The 23,920-nt window shown below is 71.3% G+C and carries 24 protein-coding genes and 1 pseudogene; 7 read left to right on the forward strand and 18 right to left on the reverse strand.

The features are described from left to right. Nucleotides 1-163 precede the first annotated feature (163 nt). The gene (locus PYS65_RS25730; protein WP_279336303.1) at nucleotides 164-1,015 is read right to left on the reverse strand and encodes a hypothetical protein; all 852 of its coding nucleotides are present in this window, start codon (nucleotides 1,013-1,015) and stop codon (nucleotides 164-166) included. 126 nt (nucleotides 1,016-1,141) lie between these two features. Further along, the gene (locus PYS65_RS25735; protein WP_279336304.1) at nucleotides 1,142-2,290 is read right to left on the reverse strand and encodes a site-2 protease family protein; all 1,149 of its coding nucleotides are present in this window, start codon (nucleotides 2,288-2,290) and stop codon (nucleotides 1,142-1,144) included. A 214-nt stretch (nucleotides 2,291-2,504) separates the two neighbouring features. Between PYS65_RS25735 and PYS65_RS25740 the strand changes: the two genes are divergently transcribed. From PYS65_RS25740 to PYS65_RS25750, 3 genes are all read left to right on the forward strand, one after another. Further along, nucleotides 2,505-2,801, forward strand: a complete 297-nt coding sequence (locus PYS65_RS25740; RefSeq protein ID WP_279336305.1) for a hypothetical protein — start codon at nucleotides 2,505-2,507, stop codon at nucleotides 2,799-2,801. A gap of 217 nt (nucleotides 2,802-3,018) precedes the next feature. Beyond that, the gene (locus tag PYS65_RS25745) at nucleotides 3,019-3,642 is read left to right on the forward strand and encodes a hypothetical protein (RefSeq protein WP_279336306.1); all 624 of its coding nucleotides are present in this window, start codon (nucleotides 3,019-3,021) and stop codon (nucleotides 3,640-3,642) included. Nucleotides 3,643-4,216: 574 nt separating this feature from the next. Continuing rightward, entirely contained in the window at nucleotides 4,217-4,756 is a 540-nt protein-coding gene (locus PYS65_RS25750; protein WP_279336307.1) for a manganese efflux pump MntP, read from the forward strand. Here the strand turns inward: PYS65_RS25750 and pqqE are convergent. The 12 genes and pseudogenes from pqqE to PYS65_RS25810 all read right to left on the reverse strand — a co-directional run bounded on the left by pqqE (nucleotide 4,716) and on the right by PYS65_RS25810 (nucleotide 16,305). After that, the gene (gene pqqE / locus PYS65_RS25755) at nucleotides 4,716-5,846 is read right to left on the reverse strand and encodes a pyrroloquinoline quinone biosynthesis protein PqqE (RefSeq protein ID WP_279336308.1); all 1,131 of its coding nucleotides are present in this window, start codon (nucleotides 5,844-5,846) and stop codon (nucleotides 4,716-4,718) included. The two genes, PYS65_RS25750 and pqqE, sit on opposite strands and share 41 nt — an antisense overlap. Further along, nucleotides 5,839-6,084, reverse strand: a complete 246-nt coding sequence (pqqD, locus tag PYS65_RS25760) for a pyrroloquinoline quinone biosynthesis peptide chaperone PqqD (RefSeq protein ID WP_279336309.1) — start codon at nucleotides 6,082-6,084, stop codon at nucleotides 5,839-5,841. Before pqqD ends, pqqE begins: the two co-directional genes overlap by 8 nt. A gap of 119 nt (nucleotides 6,085-6,203) precedes the next feature. Next, on the reverse strand, nucleotides 6,204-6,911 hold the full coding sequence (gene pqqC / locus PYS65_RS25765) for a pyrroloquinoline-quinone synthase PqqC (protein ID WP_279336310.1): 708 nt from the start codon (nucleotides 6,909-6,911) through the stop codon (nucleotides 6,204-6,206). A 4-nt stretch (nucleotides 6,912-6,915) separates the two neighbouring features. Then, nucleotides 6,916-7,803, reverse strand: a complete 888-nt coding sequence (gene pqqB / locus PYS65_RS25770; protein WP_279336311.1) for a pyrroloquinoline quinone biosynthesis protein PqqB — start codon at nucleotides 7,801-7,803, stop codon at nucleotides 6,916-6,918. A 105-nt stretch (nucleotides 7,804-7,908) separates the two neighbouring features. Continuing rightward, complete coding sequence (gene pqqA, locus PYS65_RS25775) at nucleotides 7,909-8,007, reverse strand: pyrroloquinoline quinone precursor peptide PqqA (protein WP_109382866.1); 99 nt, start codon at nucleotides 8,005-8,007, stop codon at nucleotides 7,909-7,911. 47 nt (nucleotides 8,008-8,054) lie between these two features. Beyond that, nucleotides 8,055-9,755 carry a PQQ-dependent dehydrogenase, methanol/ethanol family gene (locus PYS65_RS25780; RefSeq protein WP_279336312.1) on the reverse strand — a complete coding sequence of 567 codons (1,701 nt, stop codon included), beginning with the start codon at nucleotides 9,753-9,755 and terminating at the stop codon, nucleotides 8,055-8,057. A gap of 13 nt (nucleotides 9,756-9,768) precedes the next feature. Continuing rightward, complete coding sequence (locus tag PYS65_RS25785) at nucleotides 9,769-10,230, reverse strand: MSMEG_3727 family PQQ-associated protein (RefSeq protein WP_279336313.1); 462 nt, start codon at nucleotides 10,228-10,230, stop codon at nucleotides 9,769-9,771. 450 nt (nucleotides 10,231-10,680) lie between these two features. After that, nucleotides 10,681-12,834 (reverse strand): catalase/peroxidase HPI, encoded by a 2,154-nt coding sequence (gene katG / locus PYS65_RS25790; protein WP_279338079.1) that lies wholly within the window; start codon nucleotides 12,832-12,834, stop codon nucleotides 10,681-10,683. Between the two features lie 134 nt (nucleotides 12,835-12,968). After that, the gene (locus PYS65_RS25795) at nucleotides 12,969-14,363 is read right to left on the reverse strand and encodes a DNA-binding protein (RefSeq protein ID WP_279336314.1); all 1,395 of its coding nucleotides are present in this window, start codon (nucleotides 14,361-14,363) and stop codon (nucleotides 12,969-12,971) included. 496 nt (nucleotides 14,364-14,859) lie between these two features. Then, nucleotides 14,860-15,255, reverse strand: a complete 396-nt coding sequence (locus tag PYS65_RS25800; protein ID WP_279338080.1) for a DUF2267 domain-containing protein — start codon at nucleotides 15,253-15,255, stop codon at nucleotides 14,860-14,862. Between the two features lie 135 nt (nucleotides 15,256-15,390). Continuing rightward, a pseudogene (locus PYS65_RS25805) lies at nucleotides 15,391-15,609 on the reverse strand (Hsp20/alpha crystallin family protein); the annotation flags it as partial. Nucleotides 15,610-15,639: 30 nt separating this feature from the next. Then, nucleotides 15,640-16,305, reverse strand: a complete 666-nt coding sequence (locus tag PYS65_RS25810) for an NADPH-dependent F420 reductase (protein ID WP_279336315.1) — start codon at nucleotides 16,303-16,305, stop codon at nucleotides 15,640-15,642. A 453-nt stretch (nucleotides 16,306-16,758) separates the two neighbouring features. On the opposite strand from PYS65_RS25810, the gene PYS65_RS25815 reads away from it, so the two are divergent. Continuing rightward, a complete protein-coding gene (locus PYS65_RS25815; RefSeq protein ID WP_481008098.1) occupies nucleotides 16,759-17,982 on the forward strand; it encodes a serine/threonine-protein kinase in 1,224 nt (407 codons plus the stop codon). Nucleotides 17,983-18,078: 96 nt separating this feature from the next. Here PYS65_RS25815 and PYS65_RS25820 read toward each other — a convergent pair whose 3' ends face one another. Then, nucleotides 18,079-18,294, reverse strand: coding sequence for a DUF397 domain-containing protein (locus PYS65_RS25820; RefSeq protein WP_279336317.1), 216 nt, complete (start codon nucleotides 18,292-18,294; stop codon nucleotides 18,079-18,081). Further along, nucleotides 18,291-19,244: a helix-turn-helix domain-containing protein gene (locus PYS65_RS25825; protein WP_279336318.1), complete on the reverse strand. Its 954-nt coding sequence runs from the start codon at nucleotides 19,242-19,244 to the stop codon at nucleotides 18,291-18,293. Before PYS65_RS25825 ends, PYS65_RS25820 begins: the two co-directional genes overlap by 4 nt. A 147-nt stretch (nucleotides 19,245-19,391) precedes the next feature. Between PYS65_RS25825 and PYS65_RS25830 the strand changes: the two genes are divergently transcribed. Beyond that, on the forward strand, nucleotides 19,392-20,000 hold the full coding sequence (locus PYS65_RS25830; protein WP_279336319.1) for an ATP-binding protein: 609 nt from the start codon (nucleotides 19,392-19,394) through the stop codon (nucleotides 19,998-20,000). 71 nt (nucleotides 20,001-20,071) lie between these two features. Here the strand turns inward: PYS65_RS25830 and PYS65_RS25835 are convergent, their stop codons facing one another. Continuing rightward, nucleotides 20,072-20,551: a winged helix-turn-helix transcriptional regulator gene (locus PYS65_RS25835; protein ID WP_279336320.1), complete on the reverse strand. Its 480-nt coding sequence runs from the start codon at nucleotides 20,549-20,551 to the stop codon at nucleotides 20,072-20,074. 90 nt (nucleotides 20,552-20,641) lie between these two features. Between PYS65_RS25835 and PYS65_RS25840 the strand changes: the two genes are divergently transcribed. Further along, entirely contained in the window at nucleotides 20,642-21,127 is a 486-nt protein-coding gene (locus PYS65_RS25840) for a PaaI family thioesterase (RefSeq protein WP_279336321.1), read from the forward strand. Nucleotides 21,128-21,200: 73 nt separating this feature from the next. Here PYS65_RS25840 and PYS65_RS25845 read toward each other — a convergent pair whose 3' ends face one another. After that, nucleotides 21,201-21,599 carry a CU044_2847 family protein gene (locus PYS65_RS25845; RefSeq protein WP_279336322.1) on the reverse strand — a complete coding sequence of 133 codons (399 nt, stop codon included), beginning with the start codon at nucleotides 21,597-21,599 and terminating at the stop codon, nucleotides 21,201-21,203. A 434-nt stretch (nucleotides 21,600-22,033) separates the two neighbouring features. Here PYS65_RS25845 and PYS65_RS25850 point away from each other — a divergent pair, with 434 nt between their 5' ends. Beyond that, nucleotides 22,034-23,902 carry an aKG-HExxH-type peptide beta-hydroxylase gene (locus PYS65_RS25850; protein WP_279336323.1) on the forward strand — a complete coding sequence of 623 codons (1,869 nt, stop codon included), beginning with the start codon at nucleotides 22,034-22,036 and terminating at the stop codon, nucleotides 23,900-23,902. Nucleotides 23,903-23,920 lie beyond the last annotated feature (18 nt).

The following is a 23,920-nucleotide window of genomic DNA, read 5'->3' on the forward strand; positions in this document are numbered from 1 at the left end:
GCGTCATGGTCGGCTGTGCGTACCGCCGAGTGCTTCGAACGTGCCTGGAAGACGGTTGCGCACCGTGCGGCCCTGGACCGGTCGGGCGGCTCTGGTCCCGCCCTTCGGCCGCTTCACCCCGTGGGCGGTGTCGACGGCTCGCGGGGTGCTTCCCGCTCGGCCGTCAGGAGGCGTCGGGGCGGGACTCGTAGTGCAGGGCGTGGAAACGGCCGGCTTCCTCGCGTCCTGCGGGGTCGCCGCCCAGTGCCCGTACCGCCGCGATCGCGTACCGCTGTTCCTGCTCGTCGGTGAAGAGGCGCTGCGGATAGGTGCGGGAGGTGTCGAGGGTGGTGTTCAGACCGTGGGCGGCCAGGGCCTGGACGATCGGCCGGTACGACACCGTCCGCAGCACGAACGCGCTGACCCACACCGGCCTTCGGACGCCGTCCAGCAGCGCCGTGAACGTCCGGGCGGTGACATAACTGCCGCCGCCGGTCAGCGTGATGAGGCCGACCTCGGCGAGCGCGCGGTTCAGCTCGGGGCCGGGCGGGCCCTGTTCGAGGTCGTCGGCGAAGGCGGCGTCCAGGAGCCCCGCCTCCAGCGCGTAGTGCACGGCGGGCGCCGAGACGTCCAGGCCGAAGACCGGCACCGCGTCCGGTCGGCGCCGCTCGGCGTAGAACCCCCTGTCCCGCGCCGCCAGTTCCGCCGTCGACAGCGTCCGGCAGGCGGGGGAGGTGTAGCGCTCGTACATCTCCGCCAGCGTCACCTCGTGGTTGAGCAGCGCGGCGTTGATCCCGTACGAGCAGCACACGTCCAGCACCGCCGGCCCGTGCGGCCGGCCGTCGTCGAGCGCGGTCCGTTCGGCGGCGACCTGGCGGAAGACCGGCTGGGCGTGGTGCGGGATCTCGTACTCCAGCGGGGCCAGCCGCCCGAAGTACGTGCGCGGATCCGGCCGGTCGTAGATGTCGTCGAACCGCGACTTGCCGCCCCCGGAGCCCCCCGAGCCCTCGGTGCCGCCAGAGCCTGACCCGGCCATGCCGTACTCCTCCTCACGGAACACGTCTGTACTTCCATCATGTCCCGCTTACGGCGGCTCAGGACGTCTGCCGCGCACGAGGCTCGCGAGGGCACCCGATCGCTCCGACACGGCAGCCGAACGTTCTCACGGCGGCCCGGGGGACGGCGGGGGCGCCGACGGAAGCCGTGAGTGTCGGCGGAACCGGTCGATGTCGTGCGCGGTGATGATTCCGCTCAGCCGGCCGTCGTCCATCACGAGGATCGGAAGGAGGGCCCCGGCGGTGCCGAGTCGCTCCAGGACGGAGTTCAGCAGCTCGTCCGGTGCGGCGAGCGTGCATCGGGACAGCGGGGTCGCGACGTTGCGTACCCGCAGCGACGCCCGCTTCTCGGACGGCAGGTCGACCAGTCGGCGCAGTTGTACCACGCCGCTGGGGTGGCCCTCGAAGTCGAGCAGCGGCAGCGCTGAGTGCCCCACCTGCGAGGTCACCTCGGAAAGGAAGCGGTCCACGGCCAGCCAGTCGGGGCCGGTGACCACCGGAGTGGTCATCGCCTGCCTGACCCGTACGCCCCGCAGGGCTGTGACCAGCTCGGCCCACCGGCGTTCGGCCGCCGCGGCGCCCGCCACGAACAGGCCGACGACGATCAGCCACAACCCCGCCGGCAGCCCCCGCGCGAACGCCAGCCAGCCCAGGACGACAAGTGCCATGCCGACGACCTGGCCACCGCGCCCTGCCGCTCGCTGAGCCCGCTCGCGATCGCCCGTGCGCCACCACAGCAGGGCCTGCGTCAGCCGGCCTCCGTCCAGGGGCGCGGCGGGCAGCAGGTTGAAGAGGCCCAGCAACAGGTTCGTGCCACCGAGCCAGCCCAGTACGGCGACCGGGATCCGCCAGCCCAGCGTGGTCGCGACCGCGGCGGCCGCGCCGATACCGACGGCGCCGAGCAGCAGGCTGGCGAGCGGCCCGCTGACGGCGACCAGGAAGGCCGTCCGTGGTGTCGTCGGCTGGTCCATCCGAGTGACCCCGCCCAGCGCCCACAGGGTCATGTCCTGCACGGAGATCCCCGCCCTGCGAGCCGTCAGCGCGTGCGCGGCCTCGTGCACCACCAGACTCGCCAGCAGCAGCACGGCTCCGGCCACTCCGGCGACCGCGTACACCACCGGCGCCAGCCCCGGCGCGTATCCGGGCAGTGTCCGGGCCGCCAGGCCGTACGCGAGGAGCAGCATGAGCAACGGCACGCTCCAGTGCGCCCGCAACGCCAGGCCCCGAACACTCCCGAGCCGGATCGAACCCTTCATCGCCCTCACCGCCGACGACTTCCGCCCCCGACTGCACCACTTTTTCCATCTTCCATGGTCGGTCGTCGGCCCCCGTAACAGGAAATGGTCCGTGCAACCAGGTCTGCGAGCCGGGATCAGTGGCGGCGGCGTCCCAGGCAGGCGGAGACCGTGCCGCGGGCCTACGGTGGTCGAAGGGCTCGGCGAGCCGGCAGGGGTTGCGGAGGAGGCTGCGATGGAAGAGCACTTCGTCTGGGTGACGACGCGGCGTATTCGGCCGGGCGCCCTGGAGGACTTCGAGAAGGCGTGGCAGCCGGAACCCGCCCCGCAGGGGCTCCGCCGCGCCTACGCCTACTGGTCCGAGGACGGACAGGAGATCACCGGGGTGTCGTTCTGGGACTCCCAGGAGACCTGCGACGCGTGGCGGTCCTCCGAGGCGGAGGCGCAACGGCGTGCGGCCATGGCCCCGTACGTCGCCGAGGAACGGGAAGGCTTCTACCGCGGCCGCGAACTCGGCATCCCCCAGCGGTAGTACTGTGCCGAGCCGCTCCGGCGGCATGACGCAGCGGGTTTCCGTGCCCCCGACGCGCAGTGCCGTGCGGACCGGTACCTCTGTCGTCTGCGGCAGGCGTCATGACGCGGCAGTGGATCAGGCGGGCCGTCCGCGGGAGACGACGGCGGCCACGGCCGGTCCCGCCCCTCGTGCCGCCACCCCGGCCTGGAGCGAGGAGGGAAGGGAGGGAGTGAACATGGCACGGATCCTCGTGCAGGGCGACGACCTCGTGGTGTGCCTGCCGTGGTGGGAAAAGGCCGCCGCGCGCCGCGGAAGCGTGCGCGTGCCGCTGGCGGCCGTACGCCGGGTGACGGTGGAGCCCGCCTGGTGGCGGGCCCTGCGCGGAGTGGTTCTGCGCGGCGTCTGGATTCCCGGCGTGCTGTGCGTCGGCACGCGGTGTCACCCCGGTGGGCAGGACTTCGTGGCCGTACGGCCCGGGAGGCCCGTGGTGTGCGTCGAACTGAGGCCCACGGCTCCCTTCAGCCTCCTGGCCGTCTCGGTGCGGGACGACGCAGAGGGCATGGCGGAACGGCTGCGGCGTTGCACGCCGGACAACGACGCCTCCACCCCTTGGCGGCAGCCCCTTCCGGCCGCCGAGGAGACGGAGAATTCCTGGAGGGCGCTGGCCAGGGAGCCACGCCGACGACGGAGACGGCCGCGGCCGGCGTCGACGGTGAGGCGTAGCCACGCCCCGAAGTCCCTTCAGGTGCGCGCCGCGGACCGCCGACCGGTCCATGGGCGGCGAGGGGGTGCGGCGACAGTCTGTTCGTCGAGTTCGTCGAGTTCGTCGAGGGCGGCGTCCCCGCTGGCCTTGAGGTGATTCCGATGCCGACCATCGAAGAGGCGGTGCGGACGGCGTACTCGGTAAGTGTCGAAGAGCTCAAGGCGAAGGATTTCCTGGAACAGGTTCCTCCCCTTCTGTTGCAGTACAGGTTCGATCCGATTACCGGCCGTCCGTTGATTCGTACGCCGGATGGGCCTTTATCGGCACCAGTGCCTCGGCTGATTAATCGCAAGCTCCCGCCTGGAGGATCGCCTCGGCTCAAGTAAGTGGCACTGGTCCCTCGATTCCATTGTCCGGACCGCCGGCTCGTCCGGAGACGGCTCCTGGCTCCGGCGGATTTCCGTCGAGGCGGGAGTGTTTTCGGGAACAGGCCATCATGAGGTGACGAGCCCCGTGCGCTGCAGCGGAGGGGTCGCCGCGAATGCACCCGTCAGGTGCCCTGGCAGGCCTGCAAACCACCGTCGGGTGCGCAGTGCCGAGAAACTGTCGGAAATCGGTTTGCCGGGTTTATTTCGCGGACCGCCTGAGATATCATTTCTCACATGGCGAATGCTAGCCGAGGCAAAGTCGTTCCTGGCGGCGTCGGGCGTCATCGGGCAGTGACTTCGCCATGATCGGGGAAATACTGGTCCTGGGTTTCGTACTCAGTCTCGACAATTTCCGGGTATCGATCGCGCTCGGTACCGTCCCCTTCGGTCTGAAACGCGCGGTGCAGGTCGCGCTGACCTTCGGGCTGTGGGACGCGATCATGCCCCTGGTCGGGCTGTTGGTCGGTCGCCGGATCGGGGAGTTCGTCGGGGGCGTCGCCGACCTGGTGGGCGCGGCCGCGCTCGGCGGGTACGGTCTGTACCTCGTCATCTCGGCCCTTCGGAACCCTGAGCCGGACGAGCTGGACCAACCGTGGGCGCTGTTCGGTATCCCGTTGACGCTGAGCCTGGACAACCTGTTCGCCGGGGCGAGCCTGGGGCTCCTCGGGCTCTCGCCGTGGTTCTCGGCCACTGTCTTCGGCGCCATGACGGCGGTGATGTCGCTGGTCGGGCTGCGGCTCGGGCGGGCCGCGGCGCGCCTCATCCGGATCCGCTCGGACCTGCTGAGCGGGATCACCCTGATCATCGCCGCTGTGGCGCTGCCGTTGGTGTTCGGCGGTTAGCCCGGTGTACGCGGGGGACCAGCGGAGGACCGTCGGCCCGCGAGTCGGCGTTGGCGGCCTCGACCGCCCGGGCGACCAGGGCGTGGTCGGGCGACAGGTGGCAGACCGGGTCGGTGCGGGCCGCGTCGCCGGTGAGCAGGAACGCCTGGCAGCGGCACCCGCCGAAGTCCAGCTCCCGCCGGGGGCAGCTCCGGCAGGGCTCCGGCATCCAGTCCGTCCCCCGGAACGCGTTCATCACCGGGGACTCGGCCCAGATCCGCTCCAGCGAGTCCTCCCGCACGCTGGCCCGCGGCAACGGCAGGGAGTGGGCGGCCGGGCAGGGCAGTACGTCGCCGTTCGGCGTCACGGTCAGCTGCCGGGAGGCCCATCCGCCCATGCAGGGCTTCGGGTAGCGGCTGTAGTAGTCGGGAATGACGTAGATGATGTCCATGCGGTCCCGCAACCGCTCGCGGGCGGCCCGCACGACGACCTCGGCCGCCTCGAGCTGGGCCCGGCTCGGCAGCAGCGCGTCACGGTTCCGCCAGGCCCAGCCGTAGTACTGGGTGTTGGCCAGCTCCACCCGGTCGGCGCCCACCTCCTCGGCCAGCTCGAGCACCTCGGCGACGCGGTCGATGTTGAGCCGGTGCAGCACCACGTTCACGGTGAGCGGCCAGCCCAGCTCCTTGACCACGCCCATCGCCTCGATCTTGCGGTGGAAGGACGGGGTCCCGGCGATCCGGTCGGACACGGCCGGATCGTCGGACTGGATGCTGATCTGCACGTGGTCCAGGCCGGCGGCCCGCAGCTGCTCGGCCCTCGGACGCGAGAGCCCGAGGGCGCTGGTGATGAGGTTGGTGTAGAGGCCCAGGCCGTGGGCGTCCGCCACGATCTCCACCAGGTCGCGCCGCAGCAGCGGTTCCCCGCCGGACAGGTGGCACTGCAGAACCCCCAGGTCGCCGGCCTCGGCCAGCACCCGCCGCCACTCGTCGGTGGCCAGCTCGTCCTGGTAGCCGGCCAGGTTCAGCGGGTTGGAGCAGTACGGGCAGGCCAGCGGGCAGCGGTAGGTGAGCTCGGCGAGCAATCCGAACGGGCTGTCCAACGGGCTATCCATCGGCGATCTCCAGGTAGCGCCGGGCGATGAGCCGGGTCAGGAACCGCCGCACCTCGTCGTCGGGGACGGTCCGGTAGCGCGCGCCCAGCTCGGCCACGATCTCGGCCACGGTGTGCCGCCCGTCGCACAGCTCGAGGATGTCCGCGCCGCTGCCGTTCAGAACCACCACCGTCTCGGGGAGCTGCAGGGTCTGACGCTGCCTGGTCCGGCAGAAGGTCAGTCGGACGTGGTGTGCCAACCGGGGCCGGTCCGAGCCGGACACCCCGACGCCGGGTCGGGTGCCGGTTCCGGTCCGGGTTGTTCCGGTCCGGGTTGTTCCGGTCCGGGTCGTTCCGGTCCGGGTCGGGTCCATGGCGGTCACTCCGGGTAGGCCTGGTCGATGGCGTCCATCAGGCTCCACAGGACGTCGCACTTGAACGACAGCGCGTCGACGGCGCGCGCCCGGGACTCGGCGGAGAGGCAGTGCGCGGTGACCACCTCGAGGGCGTGCTCGCAGTCGCGGGGGGCCTGCTCCAGGCGGGCGCGGAAGTAGGCGAGGCCCTCGGGGTCGATCCACGGGTACCACCGCTCGAACGCGGCCAGCCGCGCCGCCATCAGGTCGGGTGCGAACAGTTCGGTGAGCGAGGACGCCACCGCCTCCACCCACGGGCGGGTCCGGGTGAAGTTCACGTAGGCGTCGACGGCGAACCGCACCCCGGGCACCAGGTGCCGGTGGCCTTGGACCTCCTCGCGGGTCAGCCCGGCGGCCTCACCGAGGCGCAGCCACGCCTCGATGCCGCCCTCGCCGGCGGCGGTGCCGTCGTGCTCGACGATCCGTCGGATCCAGCGGCGGCGGACCTCGAGGTCGGGGCAGTTGGAGAGGATCGCGGCGTCCTTGCGGGGGATGTTCTCCTGGTAGTAGAAGCGGTTGGCCACCCAGCCCCGGATCTGCCGGCGGCTCAGCCGTCCGGCGTTCATCCGGACGTGGAACGGGTGCTGGTCGTGGTACCGCCGCGAGTGGGCCCGCAACACCTCGACGAAGGCGTCGGCACCGGTTCCCGTGGTTGTCGTGGTTGTCGTCGTCACGGCTCTACACCTGGACCTCGAGGCCGTCCATGGCCACTTCCATGCCGCTGTCCTCCACGGTACGCCGCTCGGGCGCGTCCTCCAGGAGGACCGGATTGGTGTTGTTCATGTGTACGAAGATTGTCCGCCCCACGCCCAGCGACGGGAGCTGCGCCAGGCTGCCGTCCGGGCCGTCGATGGGCAGGTGACCCATCTCCCGGGACGTTTTGCCGGCCAGGCCGAGCCGTACGAGCTCGTCGTCGCTCCAGCACGTCCCGTCGATCAGCAGGCATGCGCAGCCCTTGATCTCCACGCGCAGCGCCGGCGTCAGCGATTGCACCCCTGGCAGGTACACCAGGGTCCCCCCGCTGCGCTCGTCGGTCAGCCGGTAGCCCACGACGCGGCCGTGGTCCACCCCGGCTCCGAACCGATCGCGCTTGGTGGTGGGCACGTCGAACGCCCGGCAGGACAGCCCGTCCGCCAGGGCGAGGTCGGCACCGGGGCTCACCGCCCGCCACTCGACCGGACAGTAGCGCTCGAGCGTGCGCAGAATCCCCGAGCCGACACACAGGGTCTCGCGCACCGCCGGTGTGGCGTACAGCCGCAGGGCGCGGGCCTCGCGCAGCAGAAGCAGGCCCAGCGTGTGGTCCAGCTCGGCGTCGGTGAGCAGCACCGCCTCCAGCGGCGTCGTCCGGTCGTCGTGCGGGTGCAGGCCGGAGAAGGCGTTGATCTGGGTGCGGACGTCGGGCGAGGCGTTGATGAGGAACCACCGGCGGTGGTCGGTGCTGACCGCGACCGAGGACTGGGTGCGCGCGAGGCCGACCCCGGAGCGGACCGCGGCGCACACCGGACAGCCGCAGTTCCACTGCGGGGAGCCACCCCCCGCCGCCGAGCCCAACACCCTCAGCAACACGCCGGCACTCCGTCCATAGAAGATCCGGGTCCGTCGTCGGCCCGGCCGTCCGTTGCCGTCCCGAGTCCTCGGGCGGCGCCGGACCGGGTCCGGCGCCGCCCCGTGTCACTCGTCCTCCAACCGAGCGACGTACATGGTCACCTCGGCCGCGACTCCGATCTCGTCGAACTCGGGGGTTTCCCACACAGCGAGCTGGGACTCCATGGATTCACCTCCTCACTGCCCGAATTGCGGCAGGCTCCGGTCACGCACTACGACGATTCCGGAAGGGCGAAGGCGATCAGGGCGCTTCCGTGCCCCGCGCCGAGCATGCCGGGGAGGAACCCCTCGGCCCATCCGCCCCAACCGACCGGCACGACGACGTACTGCCTGCCGTCGACCATGTAGGTGGTCGGGTTGCTGTGGTGACCGCTCCCGCACTGGAACTGCCACAGCAGCTCCCCGGTGCGGGCGTCGAGCGCGTTGAACTCCCCGGAGGGTTCACCGGCGAACACCAGGTCACCGCCGGTGGCCAGCACCGAGGCGCACATCGGGAGGTCGTTGCGCCAGCGCCACTTCTCCTCGCCCTCTGCGTCGAACGCGCTGACGGACCCTGCCATGTCCTCGATGTCCACCTGAACGCCCGCGCCCCAGTACGGAATGCTCTCCTTGAACTCCCGGCGCCGCCGGGTGGCCGTGGCGCCGGTGTCCTGGACCGGGACGTAGAAGAGCCCGGTCTTCGGGCTGTAGGCCGCGTGGGTCCATTCCTTGGCGCCGGCCGGACCCGGGTAGAAGTGGACCGGATCTCCCTCCTTGTCCGGGTACACCTTGGCCGTCACCTGGCCCTCCCTCGTGATCGCCCCCCAGGTGATGCGGTCCACGAAGGGGGTGATCCGGACCCTCTCGCCGTTCGTGCGGTCAAGGACGAAGAAGTAGCCGTTCTTGTCGAAGTGCCCGAGCAGTTTGCGCCCGTCCTGCTCGAACAGGATGCACTCGGCGATGCTGTCGTAGTCCCACACGTCGTGCGGGGTGCACTGGTAGTGCCAGCGGATCTGACCGCTGTCCACGTCGACGGCGATGACACTGTCGGTGAAGAGGTTGTCGCCCTCGCGGACGGCTCCGTCGAAGTCGGGCGCCGGGTTGCCGGTGCCGACGTACAGCAGGTTCGTCTCCGGGTCGAAGGTGCCGGTGACCCAGCAGTTCGCCCCGCCCCGTGCCCAGGCCTCGCCGTCGGCGGGCCAGGTCTCCGAGCCGGGCTCCCCGGGCTTCGGCACCGTGTAGCAGCGCCACTGGTGCTCGCCGGTCTCGAGGTCGAACGCGTCGAGGTGGCCGCGTACGCCGAACTCGCCGCCGGAACTCCCGACGATGACCATGTTCTTCACGACCAGCGGGGCGACCGTGGCGCTCTCCGCGGCCCGGACGTCTCCGTAGGTCTTTTCCCAGACCCGCTTGCCGGTGGTGGCGTCGAGCGCGAGCACACGAGCATTCGCCGTGACGAAGAAGACCTTCCCCTGGGCCACGGCGACCCCACGGTTCACGTTCCCGCAGCACAGGGAGACGTCGAAGGGGACCGCGTGCTTGTACCGCCAGATCTCCACACCCGTCTTCGCGTCAACGGCCCAGAGCCAGCCGTCCCAGCCGGAGACGAACATGATCCCGTCGACGACGACCGGGGCGGCCTCGAACGAGTAGGTCGACGCGCCCGCGATCAGGCCGGTCGTGCCGGCCTGGAAGACCCATGCCGGGGCGAGGCGCTTGACGTTCTCCGTGTTGATCTGGTCCAGCGGGCTGTACCGCTGCCCGTCGTAGGCGCCGTAGTAGGTGAGCCAGTTCTGGGGTTCCTCGCGGGCATTGAGGATGCGCTCGTAGGTGACGTCGGCCACCACCGGCGGCGCGACGTCCGCCCCCGGGGTCTTGTAGTTCAGGGTTCCCTGGTCGACGGCCTCACCCGCGTCCACGTATGCGACAGTCATTGCCTCCTCCTTCCTACGGCCGCGGCTGTTCGGGACGGTCGAGGCGAGCCTCCGGCGGAGCGTCCCCCAGGACGACGATGGCCCCGGTCAGCCCCCGGCCCTCGTCATTGCCCGTGGGCGAGCTGAACCAGTAGTAGCCCGGCCCGTCGAGGTTGAGGGTGGCCCGTCCTCGCGAATGGTTCACCAACCAGATGAACTTCCGGTCGCCATTGCTCGGCAGGAGCGCGCAGTGCGTGTTCAGGTCGTCATTGACGAGCTCGAGTTCGATATCGCCTCCATGGGGCATGACCAGAATGGAGGGATCCCAGATCAGTTCATCCGGGTTGATGCGAACGGTGGCCTGCATGCGGCCGTCCGATCCCTCAGTGGCCTGCCCGATGTTTCCGGTTGCCAGCACTTGACCCAGCGCTGCTTTGTTCTGTGCGGCCAACCCGATCTTGTCCAGCAGGTCGGCTCGCTCCTGCGCGGTCGTCATCGGGGCTTCACTCTCCTCGTCCCGAATCTCCAGGTCCACTTCGCATAGGCCGCGCTGACGGCGGCACGCCGCGGCCGGTCGTACACCTCCATCCGGAAAAAAGCTCTCCGAATTGATTTCGGAATTTCTTTTCTGCGTCGCCCCATTCCCGGCTGTAATCGGCGGTCAAGGGGTGTGCCACCCCGGATGAATCACGCCGGAAAGGGTGTGGAATCCTTATTCCATAAGTACGTTACGCCGGGCGAATCACACCGACAAGGGTGAGCGCCGTTTCGGTCCGGCTCACGCCGTTCGTCCGCGAACAGCTACCGTTCGTACCGGATGTGCCACCGTTGGGAGGAGCCGGGCCGCACCGCGTCGGGGCCGGTGGCAGCTCCGGTCGATCGTCGCCGATCACCACCGGCTGACCGGTCACGACGCCTCTCCCGGTGTCCGGGCCCCGAGGGAGGGTCAGGCGAGGTCGTACCGGTCGAGGTTCATGACCTTGTTCCACGCGGCGACGAAGTCCCGCACGAACTTCTCCCGTGCGTCGTCGCTCGCGTAGACCTCCGCGACGGCACGCAGTTCGGAGTTCGAGCCGAAGACGAGGTCGACGCGGCTGCCGGTCCACCTGGCCTCGCCGGTGGCGCGGTCGCGCCCCTCGAAGGTCTCCGCGGCCGCGGAGGTCGGCTTCCATTCCGTGCCCGTGTCGAGCAGATTCACGAAGAAGTCGTTGGTGAGCGACCCGGGCGCCGAGGTGAAGACGCCCAGCGGCGACTGCCGGTGGTTGGCGCCCAGGACTCGCAGGCCACCCACGAGGACGGTCATCTCGGGCGCGCTCAGGTTCAGCAGGTTCGCGCGGTCGACCAGCAGGTGCTCCGACGGCAGCCGGCCGCCCTTGCCGCGGTAGTTGCGGAACCCGTCCGCGGTCGGCTCGAGCGGGGCGAAGGACTCCGCATCGGTCCACTCCTGCGTGGCGTCCGTGCGTCCCGGGGTGAAGGGGACCCGGACGTCGTGGCCGGCGGTCCTGGCGGCCTGCTCGACGGCGGCGGCTCCGCCGAGCACGATGAGGTCGGCCAGCGAGATCTTCTTGTCCCCGGCCCGGGAGGCCTGGGAGTCGTTGAAGGACTCCTGGACCCCCTCCAGGGTGCGCAGCACCTGTGCCAGCGTGTCGGGGGCGTTGACCTCCCAGCCCCGCTGCGGCTCGAGGCGGATGCGCGCGCCGTTCGCCCCGCCCCGCTTGTCGCTGACGCGGAACGTCGAGGCCGACGCCCACGCGGTCGAGACGAGCTGGGAGACCGACAGTCCGGAGGCGAGGATCCGGCTCTTGAGCGCGGCGATGTCCGCCGCCCCGACGAGCTCGTGGTCCACGGCGGGGACCGGGTCCTGCCAGCGCAGCGCCTCCCGGGGGACCAGCGGTCCGAGGTAGCGCTGGATCGGGCCCATGTCGAGGTGCGTCAGCTTGAACCAGACCCGGGCGAACGCCTCCGCGAGCTGGTCCGGGTTCTCCAGGAAGCGCCGCGCGATCGGCTCGTAGACCGGGTCCGACCGCAGCGCGAGGTCCGTCGTCAGAATCGTCGGGACGTGTGTCGTCGACGGGTCGTGGGCGTCCGGCACGGTGCCGGCCCCGCCGCCGTCCCTCGGGATCCACTGCCACAGACCGGCGGGGCTCAGTTCCAGGTCCCACTCATAGCCGAACAGGGTCTCGAAGAAGCTGTTGTCCCATGTCGTCGGGGTGGGTGTCCACGTACCCTCGAGCCCGCTGGAGATGGTGTCCGCGCCCTTCCCGGTGCCGTAGCCGCTCTTCCAGCCCAGGCCCTGCTCCTCGAGGGGGGCGCCCTCGGGTTCGGGGCCGAGGTGGGTGTCCGGGTCGGCCGCGCCGTGGGTCTTGCCGAACGTGTGGCCGCCCGCGATCAGCGCGACGGTCTCCTCGTCGTTCATCCCCATGCGCCGGAACGTCTCGCGGATGTCCCGGGCCGCGGTGAGCGGGTCCGGGACGGTTTTCGGTCCCTCCGGGTTGACGTAGATGAGGCCCATCTGGGCGGCGGCCAGAGGGTTCTCCAGCTTCCGGACGCCGCCGTGGCGTTCGTCGCCGAGCCAGGCGTGCTCGGGACCCCAGTAGATGTCCTCGTCGGGTTCCCAGACGTCCGCCCGGCCGCCGGCGAAGCCGAAGGTCGTGAAGCCCATCGTCTCCAGGGCGCGGTTGCCCGCGAAGATCATCAGGTCGGCCCAGGAAACCTTGCGGCCGTACTTCTTCTTCACCGGCCAGAGCAGCCGGCGTGCCTTCTCGAGGTTGCGATTGTCCGGCCAGCTGTTCAGCGGCGCGAAACGCTGCATGCCGGCGCCCGCGCCACCGCGGCCGTCGTCGATGCGGTACGTCCCGGCGGAATGCCACACCATCCGGATCACGAGCGGCCCGTAGTGGCCGAAGTCGGCCGGCCACCACTCCTGCGAGGTCGTCAGCACCTCGTCGACGTCCCGCGCCAGGGCGTCGAGGTCGAGCGTCCGGAACTCCGCGGCGTAGTCGAAGTCCTCGCCCATGGGGTCGGCCACGGCGGGGTGTTTCCGGAGGATCCTCAGGTCGAGCTGGTTCGGCCACCAGTCGCGGTTGCTCGCGCCCCCGATCGGGCGACCGGGGTGCCCGGCCGGGGCAGGGAGACCGAGGCCGCCCGCGCTCCCCACGTTCCTCTCGCCGCCGACGGCGTCCGGGCTGTCAGACACGGGATTCTCCTTCCGGGACAGAGGGTGTGCCGGGAAACTCAGAGGTCCAGCGCGCGCCGCACGGACGGCGCGTTTCGCCGGGAGACCGGCACCATCTCGTTCGTCCGGCCGTCCATGACCAGAGACAGCTCTCCCTTGGGTCCGCGCTCGATCTCCCGGATGCGGCTGAGGTTGACCACGTACCGGCGGTGCACCCGCAGGAAGCCCACATCCGCCAGCTCACCGTCGAGCTTGTCCAGGCTCGGAGAAGCGGCTCGCAACCGCCCCTGATCGGTGGAGAGCCACACGTCGTTTCCCTGCGATTGGGCGAAGGAGACTTCCGGCAGCCGCAGCAGCACCATCCGGTTGTCGCGCGTCGCGACCAGTCGGCGCGGCTGCATCCGAGGGTGCGCGGACCCCTCCGTTTGGGGGAACTGTGCCCCGTCGGAGGCACCGAACGAGACCAGGTTCCCGATCAGGTGTCCGGACGAGAAGACGGGTCGGATGCTGATCGGTGTCGGCTCGTCGGCGGGGTGGGCGAGAATCTGCGTCGAGCCGACCCAGTCAGGATCGTGGGCTGCCTGCCTGGTGGCATACCGGGCGGCTGCGATCAATTCCGGCAGACCGGCGTTCCATCTCAGCGTGGGATCGACCGCCGGGGTCGATGCCGGGACGCCCAGGAGCATGCTCGCCATGTCGTCGGCTATCACCACCTGGCCCGCGGTGTCCACTGCGGCGAGCGCCGCACCGGAGCGTGCCCTGGCCCGGGTGTAGGCCGCGACCAACTCGGCGCCGTTGTCCCGGGCGCGCCTCTTCAACGGGTACCGGGTCATGGTGACCGCGTTCGCCAGCCAGCTTTCCGCGGACGCGGGAAGCCGGCTGCGCCAGCAGCAGATGCTCAGGACCGCGATCGGTTCCCTGGTCACCACGTCACGCACCGCGATGCCCGCGCAGACCCAGTCGTGGAACGCCTGGCACCAGTGCTCCGCGCCCCTGATCGGTACCGGGCCGTGCGCCTCGAGCGCCGTGCCCATGCCGTTCGTGCCGACCGCACACTCGGACCAGCAGAACCAGGGCGCGAGATGGGACTCGCCGGCTCTGGCGAGCGTGGCCTGGTCACCCCACTCGGCCAGGATCCGGCCAGTGGCATCGGCGACGGTGACCACGCCACCGAGGTTGCCCACTTCATGTGCCACGGAGGCGGCACGAAAGCCCAGCTCGGCGAGGACGACATCGTGCTCGGGCGTACGGTCGAGCGCCGCGACGGCCACCGGAGCCTCTGTGAGGTGAGGATCGACACGGTATCGCTCTCGGCAGCGGTGCCAGGAGATCGCCACCAGGGGCCGGACGCCCGGGACCTGATCCTCGCCCCGCACGAACCGTTCCCACGCCGCGAGCACGGTGCCGCTGCCCAGGTTCGCCGGGATGGGCTCGAGTCGATGTACATCCCTCATGGTTCAGAACCGCCCTTGGTCCGTCCCCGACGCCCGACGGCGTGCGCGCGGTCCGCGCCGGTCGCCGTTCGTCGCGGCCGGCCTGCAGCGGGCCGGGCACTGCGTCGCGCGTCTTCCTGCTTCGTCACTCGTTCCAGGTGGTGTCACAGACCTGCACTCCCGCACCCCCCACCCTAGATACCGTCGTCGGGCTGCGCACGTACCGCTCCTGGCCGCATGTGTGAAATGCCGCTTCCTGGCCGGCCCCGGACAGCGCACCCGCGGGCAAGGTGCGAGGCTCGCAGCAGTCGGTCCACCCGGTGGACCGGTACTCGGAGCAGCGCCTGTGCCCAGCCGGACGCGCGAGGTCGCCGCCGGTACCGGCTTCCGGTGAGCCACGTGAGGTGCCAGGCCGGACCGAGAGCCGAGCCCGGAGCCACGTTGAGCTGAGCGTCCTGAGATCGCTCCCTGTCGCTGAGCCGTGCACGGTCACGTCCACGCGTAGGTGGTGCGGTGGTCAGGTCGGCTGGGGGCGGCCGAAGAGCAGGTCGTAGCCCGGCGGCAGCTGGAGCAGGAGGCGGCGGACCAGCTCCTCGCCCGCGACGTCGGCCACCACGCTGAGGACGGCACTGACGTCCCACGTCGCGGTTTTTTCGGTGGCGCCCTCGATCCAGGCCGCGGTCGCCCGGACGAATCGCTCCGGCGAAAGCGGTTCGTGCGCCTGGAGGGGATTGAGCAGAACCAGCGCCAGCGTTTCCGGCAGCCGGGCAGCCAGCTCGGCGCGCACTTCGCCCACCAGATGAGCGCCCAGCAGGCCGAGAACGACGCGGGAGGATCGTTCCGCCTCTTCCTGGGCAGGGTATTCGCCGCGTTCTTGGACCGCAGAGACGAACGCGTCCCAGTGCATGTGCATGACGTCCTCCGAGGGGTGCCGACCGACGGCAGGCGGGGGATGCGGGCGGGAGTCCCCGGCCCGGGTTCCCGCCCGCCTCGTACCGCGGGTCCAGCCGCTGGTCTGTTTGCGCGCATCGCCGCCGCTGATGGCGATCCTGCGGGGCTCGGCCTGCTCGGCGACCGGGATGCGCAGCCGCGGCACACCGGCCTCGTAGGAGGCGTCGACGCGTTCGGTGTCCAGGGTTTCGCCGAGGAAGAGCCGGCGGCTGAAGGACCCGGCGGGCCGCTCCGCGATCACGACCTCGCTGTCCTGGCCGACGCGCGAACGGCGTTCTGCCCTGGAGCCGCTGAGAACAGCCACCACGCGTTGCATCGGGCGGAGACGAAACCGGTGCGCCGGCTGTCACGGAAGGATCGCGATGGCGCTGGACCAGTTCAGGCCGAGCCGTTCCTGGGACGCCATGTGCAGGAACTGGAAGGCTTCCAACTCGCGGGCCCGGCGCAGCGGTCCCACGTCCAGGGGGCGCAGCCCCGCGGAGGAGACCAGGTCCGCGACGGTCTGTTTCGCCGCCTCGTCGTCTCCGGCGATGAAGACGTCCAGCGGCCGGCCGGCCACCTCCCCCGCGGTGAGCGTCCCGGCGAAGGTGGTGTTGAAGGCCTTGACGACCCGGCTTTCCGGCACGGCGGCGGCGATCTGTTCGGCGGCGGAGGTGCCGGGGGGTACGACGAGTGAGTCGAAGGTGCTGAAATCCACCGGGTTGGAGATGTCCACGACGACCTTCCCCGCCAGGGTGCCGGCCCACGCGACGGCGACGTCGCGTCCGGCCGGACAGGGCAGGGCGAGCACCACGATGTCGGCATCGGCCGCGGCCTCGGCGTCGACCGCCGTGGCGTCCGCTCCCGGAGTGGCCTGGCTCAGGGCCGTGGCCAGCTCCTCCGCCTTGGCTTTCCCGCGGTCGTGCAGCCGGACGGAGTGCCCGCCCGCCAATGCCCGGGTACCGATGCCGCGGGCCATGTTCCCGGCGCCGACGATGGTGACGATCATGCGCTGCTCCTCGACGGACGTCACGTGCCTTCCACCCTCGCACCCCCGGACAGCCCCTGCCACCGATCGGGCTTCTTCCGGCTGATGCCGCATGCCGGGACGGTGGCGAGGCGCGACGGCACCCGCGCGGCGGACGCGCGCAGACGTGCCGAGCATCCGCCGGTCTCTGTCACCGGCTCGGTCCGTGGTGCGGAGCGCCTCTCAACGGCTTCTGGAATACGGCGGCTTCGAGCTTACGGCCGCCCGGTCGAGCCGTCCGTGTTCATCCGGTCACAGTCCGTAGACTGGGTGCGCCGGTGTGGCCGGGGAGGACCGTGACGAGAGTGTGGGGATACGAGAGCGCCGATGAAGCCGCTGGACACCAATACGGACCCGCGTGTGGTGGGACCGTTCGAACTGCTCGCCCGGCTCGGCGCGGGTGGCATGGGCGTCGCCTATCTGGCGCGCGAGATCCCGCTGGAGGGACTCTCCGACGAGATGGTCGCGGCCTACCGGCTGGTCGAGCCCGATCACGATCGCGGCCGTGACGAGGCGGCCGACCCGTCGCGGCTCGTCGTGGTCAAGACGATCCAGCCGCACCTGCTGGACCAGCCGCACGCCCGCGAGCGGTTCGCGCGGGAGATCGACGCCATCCGCGCGGTGGCCGGCGACCGGGTTCCGGCGCTGCGCGCGGCGGACCCGGAGGCCGGTGAGCCGTGGTTCGCCATGGACTACGTCGCCGGGCCGTCGCTGCACACTCTGGTGCGGGAGTCAGGCCCCCTCCCCGTCGGGCCGTGCGCGGCGCTCGGTCTGGCCCTGGTGGACGCGTTGGCCGTCATCCACGGGACGAAGCTGCTGCACCGCGACCTCAAGCCGAGCAACGTGGTGCTCGGCCCGGACGGGCCGGTGGTGCTGGACTTCGGCCTGGCGGTGCTGTCCGAGCGCCAGTCCAGCCAGGCGCTCACCCGGACCGGCGACCGCCTGGGCACGCGTCCCTACATGCCCGTCGAGCAACTGCGCGACAGCAAGCACGTCGAGGCAGCCGCCGATGTGTACGCCCTCGGCGCCACCCTCTTCTTCGCGCTGACGGGGCGGGCACCGTACCCCTACATGCCGTTGATGGTGCCCCCGACGTGGGAAGGCGTCGATCCGGCCTTTCTGCCGCTGCTGGGCCGGGTGATCGACGCCGAACCGCTCCGGCGTCCGGATCTCGACGGTGTGCGGGAGAACCTGTCCACCCTGCTCACCGACGCCGGCCTGACCCTCGGACAGGCGGCGGAGCAGCTCCGGGAACGGGTCGTCGCCGCCGACCTGACGCCGAAGCTGCCCCCCGAGGCGCTCAAGGGGCGTGCCGACCCCGTCGTACGGGAGCTGGCGCAGAAGGCGGTCGACGAGGGCGAGGCGCCGGACGCTCCCTGGGCGGAGGAGGACCCGGGCTTCTACGGTCTGGTGAACACGGAGGACATCGCGTGGGTGGTCGAGGGGACGGACGACCCCGGCGACCACACGCCCACGCTCCTGGACGACGGCCGGGGGCGGACACCCACGGCGCCCACCGTGCCCACGGTCCCGCTGCCCGCGTCCGAGCACCGGCCGGGCGCCGGGCCCGCTGCCGCCGGTCCCACCCTTCCGCTTCCGCGGCCCGGGGAGGCCCCGACGGTTCCGGCGGACCCGGCAGGGCCCGCGGGCGCCGTACCGGAGACCGCGATCCACCCGCGGTGAGACCGGGCCGGGGCCGGAAGCCGACCGGGCACCCCGCGCACAGGAGAGCCCTGCCGCCCCGGAGGGACCGGCAGGGCTCTCACGGCCGTACGTGCTTCAGACGCTCCGCTCCGACAGGACCGACCCGACGAACCCCGTCCACACGTCACCCGTCACCGTGAGGACGGGCCCGGCGGTGGTCTTGGAGTCCCGGACGTGCACCACTGCCGCAGCAGCCGCGACCTCTACGCAATCGCCGCCCTCGGTTCCGCTGTAGCTGCTCTTGAACCAGGCGAGGCCGGAGGCGACGGTCGAGGACTCAGCGTTGTTCATAGCGATCTCAGCACCCCTTCGATGAACTCCATTGACTCTCGCGGACTGAGAGCCTGGGATCGGATAATCCCATAACGTGCGGCGGCCATAACCCCTCGTTCCGGGTCGGTCTGCAGCGAACCGATCCCCTCCGCCTCGGCGTACACGAACTTCTTGCCGTCCCTGCGCGTGACGACGGTGAAGGGCCCGTTGACCCCCGGGTTGTCCCCGCGGTCGATCGGCATGATCTGGATCTCGACGTTGCGCTTCCGGCCGATCAGCAGCAGGTGTTCCAGCTGTCCGCGCAGCACGGATCTGCCGCCGTACGGACGCCGCAGGATCGACTCGTCCAGCACGAAGCTCAATAAGGGGGTGGGACGGCGGTCGAAGATGTCCTGGCGGGCCAGCCGTGCCACCACCCGCTGCTCGATGGTCTCCTCGTCCAGGGGAGGACACCTCACGTTGAGCACTGCCCGCGTGTAGTCCTCGGTCTGGAGCAGGCCCTTGACCACCATCGTGTCGTAGGCGACCAGCTCGACGGCCTCCTTCTCCAGCACCGCCATCCCCTGGAAGAACACCGGATACTGGGCCCGCTCCACCTCCTCCTTCCACAGGCGCAGCAGCCCGTCCGCGTTCAGGATCTCGTCCGCGCGGTCGATGGTCGACGGGGACGGGATCCTGCGGCCCTGCTCGAAGGAGGCGACCGTGGAGGCCGAGTAGCCGAGGCGGTTGCCGAACTCCTGGCGGTCCAGGCCCTCCCGCAGCCGGAGCGTCTTCAGGGTCTGCCCGAAGGCGGTGACCACGCCCTTCGCCGCTCCGTCCTCCGGACGCCGCGGGCTCCCGCCGTTGCCGTCGCCGTTCTCCCACTCATCTCCGAGACTCACGACCGCTGTCGTGGCCGCGGGCCCGGCGCCGTCACCGGGGGCCGCCCTCGTCCCCGTCGTGTCGTCCACGCCCGTGCGTTCCGTCATGGCCCACCGCCTCCTCTGCGAGCACGCCCCGCCCGGGGCACCGTCACGCCGCACACCCCGTACCGGTGGAGGCACCGCGCGTACAGACGGTTCACGTCGGTGCGTCACCACTGGTCACGCTACGCCACCGAAGGCACCGTGATCGGTATGACTGGAAAACCCGTCGACCCCACCGACACGGTCCGCCCGACTCCCCCCACACCCCTCATCCCCACCCCCACGACCGGGGTGACCACCGCTCAGGACGCAGGTACGCACCAGGACCAGGATCAGGACCAGGAACCGGAGCAGGAACCGGAGCAGGACCCGGCCCCGCTCGTGGACCGCACCTTCGCGATGCGCTTCACCTCCACGCCGCGCGGAGCCCGCCTCGCCCGCCGCCTGACGGCGGTCCGGCTGGACACCTGGGGCATCCCGTACGGCACCGGCGCCCACGACGAGATCGTGCTGATCGTCGCGGAGTTGACCGCCAACGCGGTGGTGCACGGGCATGACCCCGGCCGGGACTTCCACCTGCGGGTGCACGCCCCGGCCGACGGCCGCACCATTCGCGTCGAGGTCTCCGACGCCCGCGCCGAACGGGCTCCCCGAAGCCCCGCCGGCGACCCGGAGACCACCGGGACGGGGACCGAAGAGGCGTCGGGCGGCCGGGGGTTGCTGCTCGTCTCCCGTCTGGCGGCCCGCTGGGACTGGTGCCCACGACCCGGCGCCCCGGGCAAGACGGTGTGGGCGGAGTACGCGATGGCGGTGCGGTAGGCAGCGCGTTCCCGGTGGGCGGCGAGGACTTCGGCGGGGAGCGGGCTGCGGCAGGACCCGCCGGACAGGCCTCAGCGGGCAGGTGCGGTCGCGGGGTGGGCGGACGGTCCGGGGCGGGTGAGTGCCTCCGGGGGAGTGAGCGTGCCGTGTCCCGCCGGGCAGACGACCACGGCCTCCACCGGCCGGCCGCACTCGCGGTGAGCGACTTCCAGCGGAGGCCCCTCGGGGTCCGCCGTATAACGGTCGCCCCACTGCTTGAGGGCCATCATCGCGGGCCACAGGTCCCAGCCCTTACGGGTGAGCCGGTACTCGTGGCGGGTGCGGCTGCCGGGCTCGCTGTAGGGGACGGTGCGCATGATCCCGGCCGCGACCAGCTTCCGCAGCCGGTCGGTCAGCACGCTCTCGGACAGCCCGACGTGCCGGCGGAAGTCGTCGAAGCGCCGTACGCCGTTCATGGCGTCCCTGACAAGCAGCAGCGACCACTTCTCCCCGACCAGGTCGAGAGTCCGCTGGACCGTGCAGTTCTCGGTGCTCGTCTCAAGCCACGTCATGCAGGAATGATATGCAGGCTTCGGTATTGACACCCAGATGTCGCGCCATCTAACTTCGAAAAAAGCAGTCAGGCGGGGAAGGGTGTTTCCGTGGAAAGATCACGCACGTTCGGCTGGGAGGACCCGGGCATCCTGAACGCGGCCATGGGGCAGGACAGCGGTCTCGCCGTGATGCGCGACTGGCTGGCCGGCCGCCTTCCCGACCCGCCGGTCGCCGCGGCACTCGGGATGACCCTCGAGGAGGTCGAACAGGGTCGCGTGGTGTTCGCCCTCGTCCCGGGCGAGGAGCACTACAACCCGATCGGCAGCGTGCACGGCGGCATCTACGCCACCCTGCTCGACTCGGCGGCGGGCTGCGCGGTGCTGTCGATCCTGCCGAAGGGCACGCGGTACACCTCGCTCGACCTGAACGTGAAGTTCCTGCGCCCGGTCACCGTCGACACGGGCAAGGTCCGGGCCGTCGGCACGGTCCTCAAGAGCGGTCGCCGCACGGCGTTCGCCCAGGTCGAACTCGTCGACTCGGCCGACCGGTTGCTCGCCCACGCCACCAGCAGCTGCATGCTCTTCCCCGCCTGACCGCCGCCGCGCGAGGCGTCCAGGACGAGACGCCCGATCGCGTCCACCGGGAGGCGGGCGGAGCGGCATGCGGCTACGGCAGGAGCGGCTCAGGGGAAGCAGGGGCGCGTCCTGCCCGGCTCGTCTCCTCTCTCCCCTCCCCGCCGGCCTGCTCCGCGTCGGCCCGGTTCTCGTTGCGCCACGTCAGCTGCACCTGGAGATGACCCTGCGCACCGGTGCGGGCCAGTACCGCGCCGACCTCCGCCTCCAGTCGGATGCCGAACTCCACGGTGACCTCGTCGGGGCGCTGGGGCAGGTCGCGCATGCGGCGGACGGTGAGGGCGGCGGCACTGCGGACCTGCTCCAGTGCCGTGGTGAAGGAGCCGGTGGCGCGGGCGACCAGATCGGAGGGGGTGGCGGCGTCCACGACTCCGCCGCCGACCCGTTCGATGTCCGCGACGACGAAGTCCCCGTCACCCAAGTCGAATTGCACCAGCATTCCGTTCGCCTCCCCCTCGGCCGTCCGACCACCGTAGCGATCAGGGTGACGCAACGGGAACGCGGACGCCACACCGCCGGGCTGATCGAAAGATTCCAGCCGCAGTGGCCGCCACAAGCTCTTTCGGCACGGCTGCGGGCCCGCCACTATGGGAAGAGGTGCGTCCGCGCGCGCCGGATCACCAGCAGGAGCCGACAGGGGGAAGCCTGACGTGAGGACTTCTACGACCGACATCGATAGCGGGCTTGTCGATCTCAGCGGTTGTGGTCTTCGGGAAGCAATGGCCCTGTCCGGCGAACCGATAGCCCAGGCACAGGAGACACTGCTCGCGGAGCTCACCCGGGAAGCGGCAGGACAGAATGCCGGCGGCCCGTATCCCAGCCCGTTCTCCACTGCGCGGTGCGACGGCCCCGAGGACTGAGCGCTCGATGTCCGGGACGACATCAAGACCGGCCAAGGGCACGCCACGGCACCGCATTCCGGTGGCCGACCTCGACGCCGTGGCGGCCGGACGCGTGACGGGGAAGACGGCCGCCCGTCTCTTCCGGATCGAGCGCAGCCGGCGCATGCTGATGCTGCGCGGGGTGACCGCGGCACTGGTTGCCGCCGGTGATCCCGGGCCGCTCCCGCCCGCCACGGAGGCGGTCGGACTACTGCTGCGCGCCGAAGCCGCCGATGGCCGGGTCGTCTCGGAGCTCCTCGCCCATCCCGCGGTCGGTGTGTGGGCGGTCGGCCTGCTGAACCGGCTCCGGTCGAAGGAAGCGGCCGACGCGCCGGGGCGGCCACTGTGGCAGGACGCGGGGTATCTGCACGCGCTGGCGGGCGCCGCGGCCGTCCGGGCCGGGGTGAGCGCGGTCGTCCGGGTCCCGGCCCGCAACGGCACGGTGTGTCTGCCCACCCTGGGGCGGGCCGAGTTCCCCGGTCCGCACGTCGAGTACGCCACCGCCGTACTGGACACGAGCACCCCGGGCGGGGGAGAGACGGCCACACTGACGCTCGGTACGCGCGTACTGCGGCTGTCCGAGGAGCCCGGGCGGCCGGGTGAACGCTGGCATCCCGTGCGCCCCCTGGTCTGGAGTCCGGGAGGCAGGGCGCACTCCCCCGTCCTCGACGACTCCGACCCCTACCGGGACTTCCGGGATCCCCACCCCGCGCGGGAACCCCTGACCGCCGCCGAGGAGGACCGGTGGCGTCGGCTTCTCGCCGAGGCCGGCCGGGTGCTGGCCGCACGCCATCCGGACGCCGGCGAACTGCTGTCCTCCTTCCTGCGCACCCTGACGCCCCTCCCGCGGATGCCCCGCTTCCGCACCGCGAGTGCCTCGTACTCGGAGGCCGTCGGCGGTGTCCTCGCCTCCGAGCCGTACGACGCGACCGAACTCGCGGCCACCCTGGTGCACGAGGCCCGGCACTCCGTCCTCAACAGCCTCGCCCACCAGGTCGGACTCTTCCGACGGCCGGACCCGAAGGACCCCGACGAACCACTGCTGTACGCCCCCTGGCGCAGTGACCCCCGGCCCACCTCCGGACTGGTGCACGGTGCGTTCGCGTTCGCCGGAGTCGCCGACTTCTGGCGAGTCGAGCGGCACGCACTGCACGGGCACCGGGCCGACCTCGCACATTTCGAGTTCGCGGTCTGGCGGGACGCCGTGACGCAGGCACTGCGCTCCCTGAGCGCTCCGGAACCCCAGGCGTGCCTGACCGACTGGGGTCGCCGGTTCGTGGCCCGGCTCGCCTCCTGGACCGCCCCGTGGGCGCGGGAGCAGGTGCCGCCCCGGCCGCTCGCGACGGCCCGGGCGGAGGGCGTCGACCTGCGGGTCACCTGGCGGCTGCACCATCTGCGCGCCGACCCGGGCGCGGTGCGCGAGCTGGCGGAACGATGGCGGGCGGGACAGTCACCGCGCGGCATCGACGTTCCCGTGGAGCTGGGGCGGCCGGGAGCGGCCGGTGGGCGCGAGCCGCGCAGTGAGCTGCGCCGCGTGCTCCTCGCCGACGGCGAACCGGCGGGCGGGATCGACGGTGCGGACCGCCCGGCGGACCTGCTCGCCGCCGACCTGAGCCTGGTCGCCGGAGACACGGCGGACGCACTGCGCGGCTATCGAACCGTCCTCGCCGACGATCCCGGCGCGCACGCCGCCTGGGCCGGGCTCACGCTGGCCCTGGCGGCGGCGGACGCCACCGCCGCGACGCCCTGTCTGCTCGGCCGGCCGGAACTGGTCCGCGCGCTCGCGCTGGAACTCCACGGGGACGGCGCTTGCTCCGTGGATCCGGTGAAGCTGTGCACCTGGCTGAGTGAGTGACACCGCCAGGGCCTGTCC

Source organism: Streptomyces cathayae (assembly GCF_029760955.1).
Taxonomy (GTDB): Bacteria; Actinomycetota; Actinomycetes; order Streptomycetales; family Streptomycetaceae; genus Streptomyces; species Streptomyces cathayae.

Coding starts and splice junctions, on each gene's coding strand:
- PYS65_RS25730 (WP_279336303.1), bottom strand. CDS start 1,015: ATGGCCGGGTCAGGCTCTGGCGGCACCGAGGGCTCGGGGGGCTCCGGG.
- PYS65_RS25735 (WP_279336304.1), bottom strand. CDS start 2,290: ATGAAGGGTTCGATCCGGCTCGGGAGTGTTCGGGGCCTGGCGTTGCGG.
- PYS65_RS25740 (WP_279336305.1), top strand. CDS start 2,505: ATGGAAGAGCACTTCGTCTGGGTGACGACGCGGCGTATTCGGCCGGGC.
- PYS65_RS25745 (WP_279336306.1), top strand. CDS start 3,019: ATGGCACGGATCCTCGTGCAGGGCGACGACCTCGTGGTGTGCCTGCCG.
- PYS65_RS25750 (WP_279336307.1), top strand. CDS start 4,217: ATGATCGGGGAAATACTGGTCCTGGGTTTCGTACTCAGTCTCGACAAT.
- pqqE (WP_279336308.1), bottom strand. CDS start 5,846: ATGGATAGCCCGTTGGACAGCCCGTTCGGATTGCTCGCCGAGCTCACC.
- pqqA (WP_109382866.1), bottom strand. CDS start 8,007: ATGGAGTCCCAGCTCGCTGTGTGGGAAACCCCCGAGTTCGACGAGATC.
- PYS65_RS25780 (WP_279336312.1), bottom strand. CDS start 9,755: ATGACTGTCGCATACGTGGACGCGGGTGAGGCCGTCGACCAGGGAACC.
- PYS65_RS25785 (WP_279336313.1), bottom strand. CDS start 10,230: ATGACGACCGCGCAGGAGCGAGCCGACCTGCTGGACAAGATCGGGTTG.
- PYS65_RS25795 (WP_279336314.1), bottom strand. CDS start 14,363: ATGAGGGATGTACATCGACTCGAGCCCATCCCGGCGAACCTGGGCAGC.
- PYS65_RS25800 (WP_279338080.1), bottom strand. CDS start 15,255: ATGCACATGCACTGGGACGCGTTCGTCTCTGCGGTCCAAGAACGCGGC.
- PYS65_RS25815 (WP_481008098.1), top strand. CDS start 16,759: ATGGTCGCGGCCTACCGGCTGGTCGAGCCCGATCACGATCGCGGCCGT.
- PYS65_RS25820 (WP_279336317.1), bottom strand. CDS start 18,294: ATGAACAACGCTGAGTCCTCGACCGTCGCCTCCGGCCTCGCCTGGTTC.
- PYS65_RS25825 (WP_279336318.1), bottom strand. CDS start 19,244: ATGACGGAACGCACGGGCGTGGACGACACGACGGGGACGAGGGCGGCC.
- PYS65_RS25830 (WP_279336319.1), top strand. CDS start 19,392: ATGACTGGAAAACCCGTCGACCCCACCGACACGGTCCGCCCGACTCCC.
- PYS65_RS25835 (WP_279336320.1), bottom strand. CDS start 20,551: ATGACGTGGCTTGAGACGAGCACCGAGAACTGCACGGTCCAGCGGACT.
- PYS65_RS25850 (WP_279336323.1), top strand. CDS start 22,034: ATGTCCGGGACGACATCAAGACCGGCCAAGGGCACGCCACGGCACCGC.